Annotated in this window: 17 protein-coding genes and 1 pseudogene; 5 read left to right on the top strand and 13 right to left on the bottom strand. The window is 60.0% G+C overall.

The genetic code is table 11. From position 1 onward, the window contains the following. Window positions 1-10: 10 nt before the first annotated feature. From H4V98_RS07115 to H4V98_RS07100, 4 genes are all read right to left on the bottom strand, one after another. Window positions 11-1,282: a YbfB/YjiJ family MFS transporter gene (locus H4V98_RS07115; RefSeq protein WP_196861588.1), complete on the bottom strand. Its 1,272-nt coding sequence runs from the start codon at window positions 1,280-1,282 to the stop codon at window positions 11-13. A gap of 102 nt (window positions 1,283-1,384) precedes the next feature. After that, window positions 1,385-1,777, bottom strand: coding sequence for a response regulator (locus tag H4V98_RS07110; protein WP_196861587.1), 393 nt, complete (start codon window positions 1,775-1,777; stop codon window positions 1,385-1,387). A gap of 2 nt (window positions 1,778-1,779) precedes the next feature. Further along, window positions 1,780-4,698: a PAS domain S-box protein gene (locus H4V98_RS07105; RefSeq protein WP_231374276.1), complete on the bottom strand. Its 2,919-nt coding sequence runs from the start codon at window positions 4,696-4,698 to the stop codon at window positions 1,780-1,782. Next, the gene (locus tag H4V98_RS07100; protein ID WP_196861586.1) at window positions 4,691-5,059 is read right to left on the bottom strand and encodes an Hpt domain-containing protein; all 369 of its coding nucleotides are present in this window, start codon (window positions 5,057-5,059) and stop codon (window positions 4,691-4,693) included. Before H4V98_RS07100 ends, H4V98_RS07105 begins: the two co-directional genes overlap by 8 nt. 547 nt (window positions 5,060-5,606) lie before the next feature. Between H4V98_RS07100 and H4V98_RS07095 the strand changes: the two genes are divergently transcribed. From H4V98_RS07095 to H4V98_RS07085, 3 genes and pseudogenes are all read left to right on the top strand, one after another. Next, entirely contained in the window at window positions 5,607-5,870 is a 264-nt protein-coding gene (locus tag H4V98_RS07095) for an IS3 family transposase (RefSeq protein ID WP_196861585.1), read from the top strand. Window positions 5,871-5,897: 27 nt separating this feature from the next. After that, window positions 5,898-6,419, top strand: coding sequence for an IS3 family transposase (locus H4V98_RS07090; protein WP_196861584.1), 522 nt, complete (start codon window positions 5,898-5,900; stop codon window positions 6,417-6,419). Window positions 6,420-6,475: 56 nt separating this feature from the next. Continuing rightward, window positions 6,476-6,699: pseudogene (locus H4V98_RS07085) on the top strand (IS5/IS1182 family transposase); the annotation flags it as partial. A gap of 252 nt (window positions 6,700-6,951) precedes the next feature. On the opposite strand, the gene H4V98_RS07080 reads toward H4V98_RS07085, so the two are convergent. The 4 genes from H4V98_RS07080 to H4V98_RS07065 form a co-directional block, all read right to left on the bottom strand. Further along, entirely contained in the window at window positions 6,952-7,344 is a 393-nt protein-coding gene (locus H4V98_RS07080; RefSeq protein WP_196861583.1) for a response regulator, read from the bottom strand. A gap of 2 nt (window positions 7,345-7,346) precedes the next feature. Continuing rightward, entirely contained in the window at window positions 7,347-9,746 is a 2,400-nt protein-coding gene (locus H4V98_RS07075; protein WP_196861582.1) for an ATP-binding protein, read from the bottom strand. Between the two features lie 194 nt (window positions 9,747-9,940). Continuing rightward, window positions 9,941-10,132, bottom strand: a complete 192-nt coding sequence (locus H4V98_RS07070; RefSeq protein WP_196861581.1) for a hypothetical protein — start codon at window positions 10,130-10,132, stop codon at window positions 9,941-9,943. After that, on the bottom strand, window positions 10,125-10,493 hold the full coding sequence (locus H4V98_RS07065; RefSeq protein WP_196861580.1) for an Hpt domain-containing protein: 369 nt from the start codon (window positions 10,491-10,493) through the stop codon (window positions 10,125-10,127). Before H4V98_RS07065 ends, H4V98_RS07070 begins: the two co-directional genes overlap by 8 nt. Before the next feature lie 143 nt (window positions 10,494-10,636). Between H4V98_RS07065 and H4V98_RS07060 the strand changes: the two genes are divergently transcribed. Further along, entirely contained in the window at window positions 10,637-11,449 is an 813-nt protein-coding gene (locus tag H4V98_RS07060) for a response regulator (RefSeq protein ID WP_196861579.1), read from the top strand. A 57-nt stretch (window positions 11,450-11,506) separates the two neighbouring features. Here H4V98_RS07060 and H4V98_RS07055 read toward each other — a convergent pair whose 3' ends face one another. From H4V98_RS07055 to H4V98_RS07035, 5 genes are all read right to left on the bottom strand, one after another. Further along, window positions 11,507-12,544, bottom strand: coding sequence for an adenosine deaminase (locus tag H4V98_RS07055; protein WP_196861578.1), 1,038 nt, complete (start codon window positions 12,542-12,544; stop codon window positions 11,507-11,509). Window positions 12,545-12,639: 95 nt separating this feature from the next. Beyond that, the gene (locus H4V98_RS07050; RefSeq protein WP_196861577.1) at window positions 12,640-13,791 is read right to left on the bottom strand and encodes a BMP family ABC transporter substrate-binding protein; all 1,152 of its coding nucleotides are present in this window, start codon (window positions 13,789-13,791) and stop codon (window positions 12,640-12,642) included. Between the two features lie 80 nt (window positions 13,792-13,871). Next, window positions 13,872-14,792, bottom strand: a complete 921-nt coding sequence (locus tag H4V98_RS07045) for an ABC transporter permease (RefSeq protein WP_196861576.1) — start codon at window positions 14,790-14,792, stop codon at window positions 13,872-13,874. Continuing rightward, window positions 14,792-15,874, bottom strand: a complete 1,083-nt coding sequence (locus tag H4V98_RS07040) for an ABC transporter permease (RefSeq protein ID WP_280757363.1) — start codon at window positions 15,872-15,874, stop codon at window positions 14,792-14,794. The genes H4V98_RS07045 and H4V98_RS07040 overlap by 1 nt, the downstream gene beginning before the upstream one ends. Then, window positions 15,864-17,435, bottom strand: a complete 1,572-nt coding sequence (locus H4V98_RS07035; RefSeq protein WP_196861574.1) for an ABC transporter ATP-binding protein — start codon at window positions 17,433-17,435, stop codon at window positions 15,864-15,866. Before H4V98_RS07035 ends, H4V98_RS07040 begins: the two co-directional genes overlap by 11 nt. A gap of 449 nt (window positions 17,436-17,884) precedes the next feature. Here H4V98_RS07035 and H4V98_RS07030 point away from each other — a divergent pair, with 449 nt between their 5' ends. After that, window positions 17,885-18,286: a hypothetical protein gene (locus H4V98_RS07030; protein ID WP_196861573.1), complete on the top strand. Its 402-nt coding sequence runs from the start codon at window positions 17,885-17,887 to the stop codon at window positions 18,284-18,286. Window positions 18,287-18,293: the final 7 nt, after the last annotated feature.

Here is an 18,293-nt window from a genome sequence, read left to right as displayed (position 1 = left end):
AGATGCGATTTTAGCGTGTTACTTCAAGGACCGGATAAACGCGCACCATCCAGGCGTACAGGACCGCCCCAATCAGCAAGGCACTGGCAGCAATCTCCAGCGACAGGGTGAAGCCTTCGCCGGTGGTGGTGCTGTTCCTGAGCAGCAACGCCACGAGCGGGGGGCCGGCAATCTGGCCGACACCATAGGCCGCCGTCAGCAGGCCGGTGAAACTCGATGCCGTGGCCGGGCGCAGGCGCCGCACTTCCTGCAGCGCAAAAAAGGTGATGGCGGTGAAGGGGATGCCCAGTAACAGGCTGCCGATGACGAAACCGGCCAGGCTCGGACTCCACAGGCTGGCAGCAATGCCCAGCGCCTGCAGCACATAGCAAACAGCCAGTCGCACGCGCAGGTCGCCGCCGTGCGGCAGGCGCGTGGCCAGCAACGCACCCAGCATGACACCCAGGCCGAAGATTGGCCAGAACAGGTCCAGCCAGGCCGATCCGGGCAGTGCGGCACGGGCAATCACCGGCAAAAAGGTGGCGGTGATGATGTAGCCAAAACCGGCCAGCCCATAAGCCAGCGTCAGTGCGGCCATTTCACCCGGACCATGACTTGCCGCCGCAGCGTGCGGCAGGTCGGCCGCCTGGACCCCCCGCGTGGCCAGCGCCATCAGGCGCTCGTCGCCACCGCGCAAAATCTTCCATACCGCGGCGGACAATGCAAATGCGAGTACCCCCAGAATCACCCAACCGCTGGCCGCCGTCCAGTGCAAGGCCACCATGCCGCTGGCCAGCAGGCCACTGACGACAATGCCCGCGCCAGGGCCGGCGTAGATGATGCCGCCCATGCTGGGTACGCCCAGCCGGGACAGGCGCGACAGGCACCAGCCGGAGGTATAGACGAACACCACCGCGCTGGTCATGCCAGCGGCAAAGCGCAGCACCGGCCAGAGCGCTGGAAAAGGCCATGCCATGGCCAGCGTCAGCGCACCGGTTGTCAGCAGGCCGACGCGCACGAGGGACGAAAAGGCCAGCGCCGGCAGCCAGCGCAAGCGTGCCCAGAGCCAGGGCTGCAACGTGCAGAAAATGGCGCCCAGCATGTAGCCCAGGTAATTGGCACTGGCCAGCCAGCTGGCGCCCGGCAGGTCAACTACACCATCGCTGAGCATCATCGGCAGGATGGGCGTGAAGGCAAACCGGCCGATGCCCATGGCAACTGCCAGCGACACCAGACCGGCCAAGGCAATGGGCCACGCGCCCGACGACGCTGCAAAAATTGGTTTTTTTGTCTCGGATGTCATGTCAGGAGTCTGAATTATTCGTTTGCGCTTGTTAAGCAAGCCCAGGACCCTACAAGCTGCGCGCAGGCCAGAAGCGGTTGCTTGTTACCGGTCAGGCCAGGGTCATTCTGAACGGCGCGCCGCCCATATCTGGCGTATCTGATCGGACAATTTCATCGGGTCGAAAGGTTTTGAAATCACCTCCAGCGCCCCCATGGCCTTGTAAAGCGCCACCTCGGCGGCCTGCACCTTGGCGGTCATGAAGATCACCGGCGTCTGCGCCGTGGCAGGCAGCAGGCGCAAGGCCTGCAAGGTGCTCGGCCCGTCCATGCCGGGCATCATCACATCGAGCAGCAGCAGGTCAGCCATGGCGTCAGGGGCCTTGCTCAGCGCCTCCTGGCCAGAAGCGCAGGCCACGACGGTAAATTTCCCCACGACCTCCAGCGCCATCTTGGCCACCAGACGAATGTCAGGCTGGTCTTCAACGTAAAGGATGCGACAAAGCGGTGAAGACATGGTCAATCTTGATTCTTGGGATAAATGAGCCCCGCATTCCCGGAATTTTCGGGGATCAGGAGGGCGCGCTGTATGGCATTGAGTAATTCGGTGTTGGACGTGTTGGACTTGACCAGCACGGCTTCAACCTGACTGCCTTGTGCAGGGTTTTTATCGCTGGCCGAAAACACGATTACCGGCGGCCTGAGGTTGAGCATGTCAATTTCTCTGAACAGGCTCCAGCCCGAATCCTCACCCAGCGCTAGATCCAGCAGAATCAGGTCAAAGGAGCTCTCGCGCAGCCGGACACGGGCCTCATTGAGCGTGGCCGAAAACTCAAGCACGGCAAGTTCCTGCACCACGGCGGCAACGACCCTCTGGATATCGGGATCGTCTTCCACATGCAAAATGCACGGCTTTTTGCGCCTGGAGCCCACCACAGCCCGGCGCACGCTCTGCACCAGCCGGCTTTCATCGATAGGTTTTTCAAGCCAGTCTGACACTGTGAGCAGCTTTTGATTGAATTGCAGGCGCCCTTCCTCCACCATAGCCAAGATCACCACGACTGGCAGGTGGCATGTGCGTTCATCGGCGCGTAAAGCGTTAATGAAGGAAGCGCCGCCTTTGTGCGTCAAGTCCACGGTCAGAGCCACGAAGCCGCCACGCAAGACGCGTTCCAGCGCCTGCGGCACGTCGTGCACCATTTCCGGGTTGAAACCCGCTTTTTCAAGCATTATGCTGATCAAACGCGCAACGTCCGGATTGCCCTCGCAAATCAGGATGCGTGGCCGCGCAGCGACAGGCTGAACATCGGCAGACGGCAGTTGCGCCTGCGGCCCCCGACTGCGCCATTCGGGAAGCTCGAAGAAAAACGTGGAACCTAAGCCCGTCGTGCTGACAAAGCCGATCTGACCACCCATCTTGTGGACCAAGGCCTGTGAAATATTGAGCCCCAGGCCGGTGCCGCCTTTTTCCCGGCTGTCGGACGCATCGGCTTGGGAGAACTTCTGGAAAATCCGGTCGCGAAAATCATCGGAAATGCCATGGCCACAGTCAACCACCTCCACGCGAACAACCTGCGCAACCTGCAGCACGTTCACCGTCACCGTGCCGTCAGGCGGTGAAAACTTCACCGCGTTGGACAACAGGTTGGTCACGACCTGCACCAGCCGGTCGCTGTCCACGCTTGCCTGCAGCGAAGCATCGGGCGCTTGCAGCACCAGCTTCACGCCATGCTGTTCGGCAAAGCCTTCATTCGCGGCCATGGCCTGCTGCACCAGTTGCGCCATATTGACGACTTTGAGTTCCAGCCGCATCTTGCCGGACTCGATTTTTTCGCTGTCCAGAATGTCGTTGATCAGGCGGATCAGGCGCTCGCAGTTTTTGTTCGCAATGTCCACCAGTGTTTTCACGGTATCGGGCAGTTCGCCCGCTACGCCGCCCAGCACCAGCCCCAGCGAACCCCGGATCGAGGTCAGTGGCGTGCGCAGTTCGTGGCTGACGGTCGAGATGAATTCGGTTTTCATGCGGTTGATTCGCTTGAGCTCGGTGATGTCTGCGCCCAGCGCGTAAAAACCGATGACCTGGTCTTGCTCCAGTCCTTCGCCATAACGCGGGAAATAGTGCATGGCGTAATCCCGGGAGTCGCCCTGCGGTGTGGTTTGAATGCGCTCATAGCGCACGGCATTGCCATGCAGCACATCTTCAACCTTGGCCTGCACGCGCTCGTAAGCCGATTGGCCAAGGACTTCAGCCATGGTGCGGCCAATGATCTGCTCGGATTTGAGGCCAAAAACCTCTTCATAAGCTTTATTGTGAAAGATGAATCGCTGCGCGCTGTCCACAGAGGCAATCAAGGCCGGAACCGCGTCGGTGATCTGGCGCAATTTTATTTCGCTTGCCCGCAGCGCCTTGGTGATCCGCTTGCTGTCGGTGATGTCGCGAAGCATTGCCGTGAACAGGCGACGGCCGCCAACCTGCACGTCGCCAAACGATACGCTGACCAGAATTTCGCGGCCGTCCTTGTGCACACTGCGCACTTCACGGTCAGCTATCCTGAAGGCCTCCGGGGAGGCGTTCAGCATCGCAGTAAACGCCTTGTAGTCGCGGCGCAGGTGCTCTGGCAGCAGATCGGAAACATCGCGGCCGATGAGTTCGTTTTTTTCATAGCCAAAAAGTTGCAGCGCTGCCGTATTGGCCTCCAGAACAATGTCATCCGCGCCCGTGGTGATCACGCCCTCGGCCATGCCCTCGGTCACGATCCGGCTCATGGCTTCGCTGTCGCGAAGCTGGGCCTCCCCCCGTTTGCGCTCTTCCTCGTAGTGCTTGACCATGTAGATAACCCAGGCGAGCATGGCGAGCAACAGCAGCCCTGCGGCAATGATGAATCGCTGGGCCCACTGGGCCCTGCGCTGGGCCATGGCTTGGGAGTTTTGCCACTCCAGGTTTTCCCGGTTTCGTGCGGCGTCCAGCAAATCGTCAGTACGCTGCCTGAGTTGCCGGCTGAGGTTGCTGATGAGAATGGCGGCGGCAGCTTCCTGTCCGCTGCTCTGCCGCACGGTAATTGACTGCAACGCCAGAGCCGTGCGCTGAGCCACCAGTTCGTCGAGGGCAGCTTGTTCGGGCAAGCGCGTTTTGCGCAGCCGGCCGATCGCGTCCTGTATGCCATCGCGCGCCTGGTCAATTTTCTGCCGATCTATTGGGTCGCCCGTCAGGAGGTACTGGCGGGTCGAAGTTTCGGCTGTCTTGATGCTGGAGGCTACCCGCTCCAGCAAGACCAGTGCCTCTTCGGTCTGGTCTCCGGTGCGTGCAGTTTCGATCAGCCGGTTGATCGTGACATATGAGGCCCCACCCAAGGTCGCCATCAAGACGATGGCGACACCAAGTGCCAGCTTGATTTTAAAAAGAAAAGCAGTAGAAGACATGACGGTCTCGTTAGGCATGGGGTCGAACTCTCTGAGTTCCGATTTCGCCAGGCAAGCTGCGCTGAAGCAATTCAATCGCCTGGCTTATTTGGGACTGTGTTCCTACAGTCAAGGCGCAGGCAGTGTCCAGCAGCGTAGTGATAGTCCGTTCCAGGTCACGCGCGGCGTTGCCGACTCCGGCAAAGCCGAAGGTGGCGCCGGACCCGGCCAGGCTGTGTGCGCAGCGCTCCAAGGTCGTCAGCGCTTCTACTGCACTGTCGCCGTTCAGCACTTGGTGCCAGAGCAACTCGATTTGCGCCAGTCGCTGGGGCAGTGCTGCGCGGTAATCAGCGCGCTGCAGCTCCACAAAGGCGGGAAAGGACGGATCGGTGATGCTCACGAAGCTGCAAATGACATGTTATTCCCCGAAATAAAGCTGACCCATCGTTGATCTTAAAATGAAATTATTAATGTCCAGCAAAAATTTAGTGGAATTGATACCACTCCTTTAAAAATACAGACTTCAATCGCCCCGGGTTTGAACTGACCCCCAGAAGTTGGACAAACCTCAAAGGGGTTTATGAGGAAGTACAAAACGGAGTTCAAGCTTCAGGTGCTGTCCCATCAGGACCGCAAACAACTTTCGAGCCGCCAGGTCGCGGCGGTCCATGACATCCGTAATCCCAACCAAGTCGTGGCCTGCAGACGCAATCTCGACCAATGCGACGTGGAGGCTCTCAACAGGCGCCCCAACATGAAACTAAAAAGACACTGCCCGGCGCCATCCGATACGATCGCTACCGATTCGGCGCAGGCCCTGCGCGAAGAGAACGAGGACTGCGCGCGGAGGTGGCGTACCTAAAAAAATTACAAGCCTTGATCCGGTCCAAGAGATCAGCTGCGCCAACAAAGCGCGCCTGATTACCGGGTTGAGGCATCACCATAAATTGGCCGATCTACTGCAGGCGGCAGGCTTGGCGCGCAGCACCTTCCATTACCAGTGCCAAGTGGCCCAGCGAGCCGACAAGCTCGGCGCCATGGAGCCCAGGATCCGCTCCGTCTATGACGAGCACAAGGGCCGCTACGGGTACAGACGAATCACGGCAGCGCTGTGCAGTTCAATGGCAGAACCCGTCAACCACAAGTTCGTGCAGCGTCTGATGCGGAAGATGCGACTGCGCGCGTTGATCCGTGCGAAAAAGCGTTCCTGACATGCCCCTGGCATTAACGATGCGCACGTGCCCAATGTTCTGCAGTGCGATTTCTGCGCGACTGCGCCAAACCAGAAGTGGGTGACCGATGTCACGGAGTTCAATGTGAACGGCCATGAGCTGTATTTGTCGGCCTGCATGGACTTTTACAGCGGCGAGATCAGCGCGCACCGCATGGCCAAGCGTCCCGTTTTCGAGCTGGTCTCCGGCATGCTGGAGGCGGCACTTTCGCGGTTGGGAGACACCAGTGCACTGACCGTGCACTCAGACCAAGGGTGGCATTACAAAATGCAGCCGTACCGGGCGATGCTTGCGCATCGCGGGGTGACACAAAGCATGAGCCGCAAAGGAAATTGCTTTGACAACGCGGTGATCGAAAGCTTCTTCGGCACCCTCAAAGCCGAATTTTTGCACCTTGCAGCGCTTGACAGCATTGAGATGCTCGAAGCAGGCGTGCATGATTGCATCCACTACTACAACCACGAGCGCATCAAGCTCAGGTTAAACGGACTCAGCCTGGTGGGATACCGGCTGAGAAACGCCGCCTGATTGGCGCATAGCAACCGTCCAGCTTCTCGGGGTCAGTTCAAACCCGGGGCGGTATAAGCAGCTTGCTGCACGGGCAGGAGAGAGATGTCTTCGCCGATGCAGGCTACCAGGGTCTCCACAAACGCCCGGATGCCAAGCACGATGTCACTTTGCATGTAGCGATGCGCCCGGCCAAGCGCAGAGCGCTGGACAAAGTAAACAAGCCCATTGATGCCTTGATTGACAAGGCCGAGCGCTGTTTGCGCTATCGAACCTGTGGATGGTGCGCCATCAATTACTGGCTGCGCAGAAATATGTGCGCCTGCAAACCGCAGAAGGGATTCAAAACGGCTGCAAACGCGGTGTAAAACGCACTCACAAGACCGACATCTCACGCCAACCGCGTCGAAATATGCACAATCGCATCTGGTCAGCGTTTTGCGCGCTGATTCCCGTTTGAAATCGAGTTGTTCAGAACATCCTTAAGCAAGCCCAGGACCCTACAAGCTGCGCGCAGGCCAGAAGCGGTTGCTTGTTACCGGTCAGGCCAGGGTCATTCTGAAGGGCGCGCCGCCCATATCTGGCGTATCTGATCGGACAATTTCATCGGGTCGAAAGGCTTTGAAATCACCTCCAGCGCCCCCATCGCCTTGTAAAGCGCCACCTCGGCGGCCTGCACCTTGGCGGTCATGAAGATCACCGGCGTCTGCGCCGTGGCAGGCAGCAGGCGCAAGGCCTGCAAGGTGCTCGGCCCGTCCATGCCGGGCATCATCACATCGAGCAGCAGCAGGTCAGCCATGGCGTCAGGGGCCTTGCTCAGCGCCTCCTGGCCAGAAGCGCAGGCCACGACGGTAAATTTCCCCACGACCTCCAGCGCCATCTTGGCCACCAGACGAATGTCAGGCTGGTCTTCAACATAAAGAATGCGGCAAAGCGGTAAGGACATGGTCAATCTTGATTCTTGGGGTAAATGCGCTCCGGCTTGCCAGAATTCCCGTAATGTTCAGGAATCAGGAGTGCGCGCTCAATCGCATGGAGCAATTCGGTGTTGGAGGTGTTGGACTTGACAAGGACCGCTTCAACCTGACTGCCTTGTTCCGGGTTTTTATCGCTGGCCGAAAACACGATTACCGGCGGCCTGGGCTTGAGTTTGTCGATGTCATCGAAGAGGCTCCAGCCCGAATCCTCCCCCAGCGCAAGGTCCAGCAGGATCAGGTCAAAGGAATTCTCGCGCAGACGGGCACGGGCTTCACCGAGCGTGGCCGAAAATTCGAACTCCGCGCTGTCCCGAACGATGGCGGCCACGATGCTCTGGATATCGGGATCGTCTTCCACATGCAGGATGCGCGGCTTGGGCCCCTTTGAACCAGCCACCGCACGGCATACGCTCTGCACCAGCCGGCTTTCGTCAATGGGTTTTTCAAGCCAGTCCGACACAGTCAGCAGTTTTTGATTGAATTGCAGGCACCCTTCCCCCGCCATGGCAGAGATCGCCACAACGGGCAGATGGCGTGTGCGTTCATCGCTGTGCAAGGCATTGATGAAGGAGGCACTGCCCGTGAGGTTCAGGTCCACGGTGATAGCCACAAAATTACCGCCCAGAACGCGGTCCTGGGCTTGTGGCGTGTCATGCACCATTTCCGAGCCAAACCCCGCTTTTTCCAGCATCATGCTGATCAGCAGTGCCACATCCGGATCGCTCTCGCAAATCAGGATGCGTGGCTGCCTGAGGGCGGAGGGGGCATCGGAAAAAAGCAGTTGCACTGCCGGTTCTGGAGTTTGCCATTCGGGAAGCTCGAAGAAAAACGTGGAACCCGCGCCAACCTCGCTACTAAAGCCGATCTGCCCACCCATTTTGTGGATGAGGGCCTGTGAAATATTGAGACCCAGGCCGGTGCCGCCTTTTTCCCGGCTGTCGGACGCATCGGCTTGCGAGAACTTCTGGAAAATCCGGTCGCGAAAATCATCGGGAATGCCGGTGCCGCAGTCAACCACCTCCACGCGGACACCCTGCGCAACCCGCAGCACGTTCACGGTCACCGTGCCATCAGGCGGTGAAAACTTCACCGCGTTGGACAACAGGTTGGTCAGGACCTGCACCAGCCGGTCGCTGTCCACGCTTGCCTGCAGCGAAGCATCGGGCGCTTGCAGCACCAGCTTTACGTCGTGCTGCTTGGCGAAGCCTTCATGGGCGAGCATGGCCTGCTGCGCCAGTTGCGCCATGTTGACGACGGTCAACTCCAGGCGCATCTTGCCGGACTCGATTTTTTCGCTGTCCAGGATGTCGTTGATCAGGCGGATCAGGCGCTCGCAGTTGTTGTTCGCAATTTCCACCAGGTTTTTGGCGGCTTCGGGCAATTCACCGGCGATCCCGGCGGCAATCAGCCCGAGTGAGCCGCGAATCGAGGTCAGCGGGGAACGCAATTCGTGGCTGACGGTTGAAATGAATTCGGTTTTCATGCGGTCAATCCGCTTGAGCTCTGTGATGTCGGCGCCCAGGGAAAAAAACCCGATGACATGGGTGGCGTCCGCGCCCTCGCCATAGCGCGGGAAATACTGCATGTCGTAAATCCTGTTCTCGCCTTTGCCGGTAATGTACGTTCGCTCGTAACGAACATGGCACCCACGCAGCACCTCCTCGGCCTTGTCATGGACAGGTCCATAGGCTTGCGGGCTGACCAGTTCGGCAATCGTTCGGCCATGAATCTGCTCAAAATCCATGTTCAAGAGCTCTTCATAGGCTTTGTTGTGAAAGATGAAGCGCTGGTCCCGGTCCCGGTAGGCAATCAGCGCAGGCACCGTGTCGGTAATCTGGCGCAACCGCGATTCGCTCTCTTTGGCTGCTTTGACGGCCTCGCCCAGTTCCTTGTTCGCCAGTTGATCCGATACAACCGCCGCCAGATCGCGCAATGCGTCGGCATCGTCCGAAGTAAATTGACGCGGGTTCTGGTCAATCAGGCACAGGGTGCCGACCCGGTAGCCTTTCGGCCCGTGCAAAGGTGTGCCGGCATAAAACCGGAAACCCAGGGGGCCCGTCACCAGCGGGTTGTCCGAAAAACGCGCATCAAGTTCGGCGTCTTCCACAACCAAAGGCGCATCGCTCAGAATCGCGTGGGCGCAAAACGAGATGTTCCGGGGCGCTTGCAGTACATCGAATCCCTGCCGTGACTTGAACCATAGCCGGTCATGGTCGATCAGCGACACCAGGGCGATGTTCACACCGAACAGACGCTGGGCAATGCGTGTGAGACGGTCGAAGCGTTCCTCGGGCAGCGTGTCGAGTACACATAAACCATGCAGTTCCGTGACACGGGCAAGCTCTTCTGGTGGTTTTTCAGATTCGATCATGGTTTTTTTAAACGTCTTGTTGGGGAACGCACAAATGCGGAAACGGCGTTCAGGCCTTTATCCAACTTTCGAGCGTGTCAGCAAAAATTTTCGAAATATGCATTCAGCCGGTCGAGATGACGCTCTTTGGCTCATGGCTTCGCTGTGGCGAAGCTGGGCCTCCACCTGTTTACGCTCTTCCTCGTAGTGCTTGACTATGTAGATAACCGCTCCAGCAAGACCAGTGCCTCTTCGGTCTGGTCTCCGATGCGTGCAGTTTCGATCAGCCGGTTGATCGTGACATATGAGGCCACACCCAAGGTCGCCATCAAGACGATGGCGACACCAAGTGCCAGCTTGATTTTAAAAAGAAAAGCAGTAGAAGACATGACGGTCTCGTTAGGCATGGGGTCGAACTTTCTGAGTTCCGATTTCGCCAGGCAAGCTGCGCTGAAGCAATTCAATCGCCTGGCTTATTTGGGACTGTGTTCCTACAGTCAAGGCGCAGGCAGTGTCCAGCAGCGTAGTGATAGTCCGTTCCAGGTCACGCGCGGCGTTGCCGACTCCGGCAAAGCCGAAGGTGGCGCCGGACCCGGCCAGGCTGTGTGCGCAGCGCTCCAAGGTCGTCAGCGCTTCTACTGCACTGTCGCCGTTCAGCACTTGGTGCCAGAGCAACTCAATTTGCGCCAGTCGCTGGGGCAGTGCTGCGCGGTAATCAGCGCGCTGCAGCTCCACAAAGGCGGGAAAGGACGGATCGGTGATGCTCACGAAGCTGCGAATGACATGTTATTCCCCGAAATAAAGCTGACCCATCGTTGATCTTAAAATGAAATTATTAATGTCCAGCAAAAATTTAGTGGAATTGATACCAATCCTTTAAAAATACAGACTCGCCAACAATGCCAGCAATTATGCAAAACCATGAAAGTTATGCACTTACCGAAAAAGGTCAAAAGGAACTGCGCGACAACGCCACGACGTTGTTGCCTGCCCAAATCGAACTGCTGGTCAGGATCGACGGCGCGCTGACTTTTGCGGAAATCAAGGCAGGCATGCCTGAGATTTCCAGTGAGGCCTTCACAGCGACCTTCAAGGAACTCCTGGACCAGTGCTTGCTGGCGGTGGCAGAGGTCGATCCCTTCGCCGCACAATTCCAGGGCAATATGGACAAGCTGGCCTTGTTCGGGGCCGAAGCCGAAGCCGATTCGGGTGCCCGTTCGCTCAGGAGAAGCGGCTACTATGTAGGCATTGCCCGCAAGCGTGGCCCCGCCCGAACGCTGGCACTTGGCGAGGTGCTGACAGCCATCGTGGTGGAGGACGAGCCAATGCTCGCCAAATTCATCCAGAGTTATTTGTCATTTGAAGGCTTTCAGGTCCGGCTGGCTGGCAACCGGGTAGAAGTCATTGCCGAGTTCCGCAAGCCCCCCGTGCCCGATCTGATACTTCTGGACGTGATGCTGCCCGATGCCGATGGCTTTGACATATTGCTCAGGCTGCGTCAGCACCCTGCGCTGAAAAACGTTCCCGTCATCATGCTCACTGGAAAGTCAACGCGCCAAGCCGTAATCAAAGGTTTGGCTGGGGGAGCGGACGGCTACATAACCAAACCTTTCGAAGCCGACGCCCTGATGCGCGCGGTCAGGACAGTAATCGGATTGCCACAAGAACCTGCTTTAGCCCGCATACCCCAAGATCCTTGGGTCAACCGGGATGCTAAACCCTGACGCTGGCAGCTTTACGCGGCATCTGCCAGCCCATCAGCCCAGACTGTTGAGCCGATGTCAAAAAGCTTCTAAAAACGCACTCAGCCGGTCGGAGTGCCGGCGCTTTTCCGCATCTTCCAGGAAGCTTGCTTCAAAACTGTTACTTGCGAGCATGTAGGCATGCTGACTGGTGAGTTCGCCAGCGGCAAAGGTCTGCGTGAAGTTTTCGTTGATATAACCGCCAAAATAGGCCGGATCGTCGGAATTGACGGTGGCCGCCAGCCCGGCGTCGAGCAGCTGGCGCAGGTTGTGGCTCGCCAGGTCGGGGAACACGCAAAGCTTGAGGTTGGACAGCGGGCAGACGGTCAGCGCGATGCGGTCTTGGGCCAGGCGCTGCATCAGCGCCGCGTCCTTGCTCGACTGCACGCCATGGTCGATGCGCTCGACTTTCAGCACATCGAGCGCCGTCCAGACATAGGCCGGCGGTCCTTCCTCGCCGGCATGCGCCACCAGGTGAAAGCCCAGTTCGCGGCAGCGCGCGAACACGCGGGCAAACTTTTCTGGCGGATTGCCGACTTCGCCGGAATCCAGGCCGATGCCGATAATCTTGTCACGGTAAGGCAGCGCCTGCTCCAGCGTTTCAAAGGCCTCTTTTTCACTCAAATGGCGCAGGAAACACATGATGAGCAAGGCGCTGACGCCGAATTCGGCCTGCGCATCGACGCAGGCGCGGTGCAGGCCGTTGATCACGGTTTCCATGCTGACACCGCGCGCCGTGTGCGTTTGCGGGTCGAAAAACAACTCGGTATGCACCACGTTGTCTTCGGCTGCCCTGGCGAAATAGGCCATCGCCATGTCATGGAAATCCTGCTCGGTGATCAGCACGCTGGCGCCGGCGTAATAGATGTCCAGAAAGCTCTGCAGGTTGGTGAAGGCATAGGCGCTGCGCAGTTCTTCCACGCTGGCATAGGGAAGCGCTACGGCGTTGCGCTGGGCCAGCGCAAAAATCAATTCAGGCTCCAGCGAGCCTTCGATGTGGATGTGCAGTTCGGCCTTGGGCATTTGCCTGAGCAGCTCGCTCAAGCGGTCGGCGGCTACGGGTTTGACAAGCTTCATGGCAACTCCAAAAAAAGAAAAAGCTGCCCGAGGGCAGCCAGCAAGTATCTCTTTTTTTTACCGCCGCCCCTTTTGAGAGGGGCGCCGGCCCGGCATCAACCGCCCGGAACTTTGCCTTCAACGCCCTTGACGTAGGTCTTCAGGCCACCCAGGAACTTGTCGTCGGCGACCACATCCTTGGCCAGCAACTCCTTACCGGTGTTGTCCATGATCGGGCCTTTCCAGATGGCAAAGCTGCCATCCTTCAAGCCAGCCTTGACTTCGTCGATGCGCTTTTTCGTGTCGTCGGGCACATCGGCAGCGATGGACACCAGGTCAATCGCGCCTTCCTTCACGCCCCACCAGGCCGACGTGCCGCCGGTCCACTTGCCGTCAAGCGCCTCGCCCACGGACTTGATGTAGTAAGGCGCCCAGTTGATCACGGCCGAGGCCAGATGGGCTTTCGGGCCGTAGGCGGTCATGTCGGAATCCCAGCCAAAGGCACGCTTGCCCATCTTTTCGGCGGTCTGCAGCACGGCCGAGGAGTCGGTGTTCTGGAACAGCACGTCGGCGCCGCCGTTGATCAGCGCCGTAGCGGCTTCGGTTTCTTTCGGCGGGTTGAACCATTCGTTGACCCAGACCACCTTGGTCTTGATGGCCGGGTTGACCGACTGCGCGCCCAGCGTGAAGCTGTTGATGTTGCGCACGACCTCGGGAATCGGCACCGAGCCGACCACGCCCAGCGTGCCGGTCTTGCTCATCTTGCCGGCGATCACACCGGCCAGGTAAGCACCTTCGTAGGTGCGGCTGTCGTAGGTGCGCAGGTTGGGGGCGGTTTTGTAGCCGGTGGCATGCTCGAACTTGACATCCTTCAGATCGGCGGCGACCTTGAGCATCGGCTCCATGTAGCCGAAGGTGGTGCCGAAGATCAGCTGTGCGCCCTGCCCGGCCATGTCGCGGATGACGCGTTCGGCGTCGGCCGACTCGGGAACTTTTTCGACAAAACTGGTGACGACCTTGTCGCCGAATTCCTTTTCAACCGCCTTGCGTGCATTGTCATGGGCGAAGCTCCAGCCGCCGTCGCCCACCGGGCCGACATAGGCAAACGCAACTTTCAGGGGTTCGGCCTTGGCCGGGGTAGCGGCCACCGGTACAGGCGCAGGTACGGGCGCTGCCGCCTCTTTTTTGCCGCAACCCATCAGGGCGGCGGCGGCCACTGCCGAGAGGGCCGCCAGCTTGAGCAGGGAACGTTTTTGCAGGTCTGTCATGTCATGTCGCTTTCATTCAAGGGTCAAAAAAAATCGATCGAGCCAAAGCTGGGAAAGCGCCATTATCGGGCGCGAAAATCTCACGCGCCGGGGTGGAAAGGCTTGCCAATGGAGGTCGGCATGTTGATGCGTATCCACAGCGGATTGCGTGAAATCAGCACCAGCACCACGATGGTCGCCAGGTAAGGCAGCATCGACAGGAACTGGGGCGGGACATCCACGCCCAGCCCCTGCAAATGGAACTGCAGCATGGTCACGCCGCCGAACAGGTAAGCACCAAGCAAGACCCGCGCCGGTCGCCAGGTGGCGAAGGTGGTCAGGGCCAGCGCAATCCAGCCCTTGCCGGCAATCAGGCCCTCGACCCACAATGGCGTGTAGACCACCGACACATAGGCGCCCGCCAGCCCGCACAGCGCGCCGCCCGCCACCACGGCGGCCAGGCGGATGCGCCGCACCGGGTAGCCCAGCGCATGCGCCGACTCCGGGCTTTCGCCGACCGAGCGCAGCACCAGGCCAGTGCGTGTGCGGTACAAAAACCAGATCAGCCCGGCCGTGATGGCCATGGCGATGTACACCATCGGATGCTGGCGAAACAGCGCCATGCCGATGAAAGGAATGTCGGCCAGGTAGGGAATCGGGTACGTCGCCTGTTCGGGCAGCTTTTCCTGCACGTAGTTGATGCCGGCAAATGCCGAAAAACCGCCGCCAAACAGTGTCAGCGCCAGCCCGGTGGCGTACTGGTTGGTGTTCAGCCAGATCACCAGCCCGCCGAAAATGGCCGCCAGAAAAGCCCCGGCGGCCATGCCGGCGGCAAACCCCAGCCAGGTGTTGCCAGTGTGCACCACCGTGGCAAAGCCGGCGATGGCGGCGCACAGCATCATGCCCTCGGCACCGAGGTTGACGATGCCGGCTTTTTCGTTGATCAAAAGGCCGAGCGAAGCTATCGCCAGCACGGTGCCGGCGCTCAAAGCCGAGGCCAGCAGCAAGGCGGTGGAATCCATCAGCGGGCTCCTTGGGCGGAAAGGGGAAGCGGCCGGGACAAGCGAAGGCGATAGGCAATCAAGGTGTCGCAGGCCAGCAGGTTGAACAGCAGCAGGCCCTGGAACACACCCGTGATTGACTTGGGCAGCCCCAAACGCGACTGCGCGAGTTCACCGCCGATGTAGAACATGCTCATCAGCAACGCCGAAAACACCACGCCAACCGGATGCAGCCGGCCGACAAACGCCACGATGATGGCGGCAAAACCGTAGCCCGCCGGCACGTAAGGCGTGAGCTGGCCAATCGGCCCGGCCACTTCCAGCGCACCGGCCAGCCCGGCCGCGCCGCCCGAGATCAGCAGCGCCACCCACAGCGCGCGGCGCGACGAAAACCCGGCGTAGCGCGCCGCCGCGGGCGCCAGGCCGCTGACTTCCTGTGCAAAGCCGGCGTAGTTGCGGTAGAGGTAAAGCCACAAGGCGCCCACGCCGACCAGCGCCAGCACGATGCCGATGGTCACGCGCGAGCCGGCCATCAGCCGGGGAATCTGCGTGACCGCGTCAAACGTCCGGGTCTGTGGAAAGTTGTAGCCGTTCGGGTCTTTCCACGGGCCGAACACCATGTAGTTCAGAGTCAAGCCGGCCACGTAGACCAGCATCAGGCTGACCAGGATTTCATTGGCATTGAAGCGGTCGCGCAAAAAGGCGGTGATGCCGGCCCAGGCCATGCCGCCCAGCACACCCGCCAGCAAGAGGGCCGGAATGATCCATGGTCCGGTGGTCTTGTCGGCCAGCAGCGCGACGCCGCCCGCCGCCAGCGCGCCCATCACGAACTGCCCTTCGGCGCCAATGTTCCAGACGTTCGAGCGAAAGCACACCGCCAGCCCGAGCGCGATGATGAGCAGCGGCGTGGCCTTGACCAGCAGCTCGCCAATCGCATACGGCGACCTGACGGGTTCCCAGAAAAACACCTGCAGGCCCTTGACCGGGTCCTTGCCCAGCGCCAGAAACAGAGCGATGCCGATGGCCACGGTCAGCAGCAGCGCCAGAACCGGCGAGGCGTAGCTCCAGAACGACGACGGCTGGGGCCGGATTTCAAGCAGCATGCTGCGCTCCCTCCAGTGAAGCGGCTGCGGGCGCCCACAGGCCGCTCATCCACAGCCCGACCTTTTCCACCGTGGCGTCAGCGCGCGGCAGCGAAGGCGAGAGCTGGCCCTTGGCCATGACGTACAGCCGGTCGCAGATTTCAAACAGTTCGTCCAGCTCTTCACTGACCACCAGCACGGCGCAACCGGCACCCGCCAGCTTGAGCAGCTCGCCGCGAATCTGCGAGGCAGCGCCGACATCGACGCCCCAGGTCGGCTGCGACACGATCAGCAGCGCCGGACCGGCATCCATTTCACGGCCCATGATGAATTTTTGCAGGTTGCCGCCCGACAGCGACTTGGCCGCCGCCTGCGGTCCGCCGCACTTGACCTTGTAACGCGCAATGATCTGCCGGGCCTGCGCCTGCAGCACGCCGCCGCTCAGCCAGCCGCCCGCCCCCACGGCTTCCTTGCGGGTCAGCAACAGGTTGCGCGCCAGCGACAGCGAAGGGACCGCACCGCGGCCCAGCCGCTCTTCGGGCACGAAATGCAGGCCCAGCCGACGCCGCCGCGCCGGGCTCATCTTGCCGGCGCCCTGGCCCTTGACGGTGATGGCTCCGGCGTCTGCCCGCGTGTCTTCGCCCGACAAGGCGTAGAGCAATTCCTTCTGCCCGTTGCCCGACACGCCGGCGATGCCGACCACTTCGCCGGCCCGCACCTGCAGCGCGACCTGACACAAATCCACGCCGAACTGGTCGTCCTTTGCCAGATCAAGCTGCTTTACCTCCAGCACGATGGCGCCGGTTTTCACGGCACGCTGCTCCAGCGCCGGCGGCTCGGCGCCAATCATCAGGCGGCTCAGCGACGCGTTCGATTCTTCGCGCGGATCGCACTCGCCGGACACCTTGCCGCCGCGCAACACGGTGCAGGCGGTGCACAGCGCACGGATTTCGTGCAGCTTGTGGCTGATGTACAAAATGCTGCAACCTTCGGCGGCCAGCGTGCGCAGGGTGACGAACAGGTTTTCAACCGCCTGCGGCGTGAGCACCGACGTGGGTTCGTCCAGGATCAGGAGCTTCGGATTCGTCAGCAGCGCACGCACAATCTCGACGCGCTGGCGCTCGCCGACGCTCAGCGTGTGCACCGGCCGCGTCGGGTCCAGTTGCAAGCCGTAAGCCTGGGTGGTTTCCAGGATGCGCTGCGACACCCCAGCCAGGCTCAAATGCTTGCCCAGCCCCAGCCAGACGTTTTCAGCCACGGTGAGCGTGTCGAACAAACTGAAATGCTGGAACACCATGCTGATGCCCAGCGCCCGTGCTTCCTGCGGATTGCGCACCAATACCGTCTGCCCGTCGATGGCCATGCTGCCAGCGTCGGGCTTAACCGAACCGTAGATGATCTTCATCAGCGTGGACTTGCCGGCGCCGTTTTCGCCCAGCACGGCGTGGATCTGGCCGGGCAGGACGCTGAGCGCAATATCGCTGTTGGCGACCACGCCGGGGTAGCTTTTGCTGATGCCGGCCAGCTGCAGCCGGGGCGGTGCACCGGTGGCGCTTTCAGTCAAGGTTGATAGAGCAGTCATGGGGTTGTCGGGGTAATCTGGGTTAGCCGGATATGCTTAAATGTCTTTTTTTGAGCTTTTCAGGCTCTTGGCGCATACAGGACGGGCGCAGGCAGCTATTATTTTAAGAGCACATCAGTTGCCGTTAAATTTCATTAACCGGTGCAGCACCATGGTTGCCTGGCATTCATGCACCCAGCCTGTCAGCATGGCTTTTTGCAAATTTGATGCCAATACGAAAAGGCACGAATTCCAGCGTGCCGAATGCCCATGCCTGTCCCTCCCGGCGGGTGATGTGAAGCGGTTCAGGCAGCGCATGGCCCCTTTGTTATAACCTGATCCGCATGAATCTCACCTCTTCTCCCGTTCAGCATTCCGTCAAAACCATCCGCTTCACCTGAAGGGGCGAAGGGGTCAATCCCGGCAATGTACCACCCACACGCGCGCAGCTGGAGCGGCTGCGTGAGGACTTGAGGCTCACCGGCAAAAAAGAGGGCGGCGGCGAAGGCAATTACGGCGCCTGCACGGTGGCTCTTGGTCAGACCCAAGGACAGCGCGTTGGGCTTTCGGGGCAGCAACAGTTGCATCCGGTGCAGGAAGATTTTTCGGGCGAGCTGTACCGCTGCACCGGCTACCGGCCGATTCTGGACGCTGCGCAGCACATGGCCCGCCTGTCGCCAGTCTTCTTCGAGGTCACCGATTCGCTATTTAAAGTAGAGCAGCTTTCGACCGCCAGTCATGCACCAGAGCCGACTTTTTCGTATACGCTGCCACAAACGCTGGCAGATGCTTATGCCGCGCCGGGCAATCAACGGCAGTTGGGTGCCAAATCCATAGGCCACTGGTGCGCTGAAAAAATTTTTCCAGAATAAAACACGT

It is taken from the genome of Polaromonas sp. CG_23.6, from assembly GCF_029892315.1.
In the GTDB taxonomy this organism is placed as follows: domain Bacteria; phylum Pseudomonadota; class Gammaproteobacteria; order Burkholderiales; family Burkholderiaceae_C; genus Polaromonas.
Note: the sequence above shows the minus strand (reverse complement) of the source record. Positions and strands in the feature narration are given on the sequence as shown.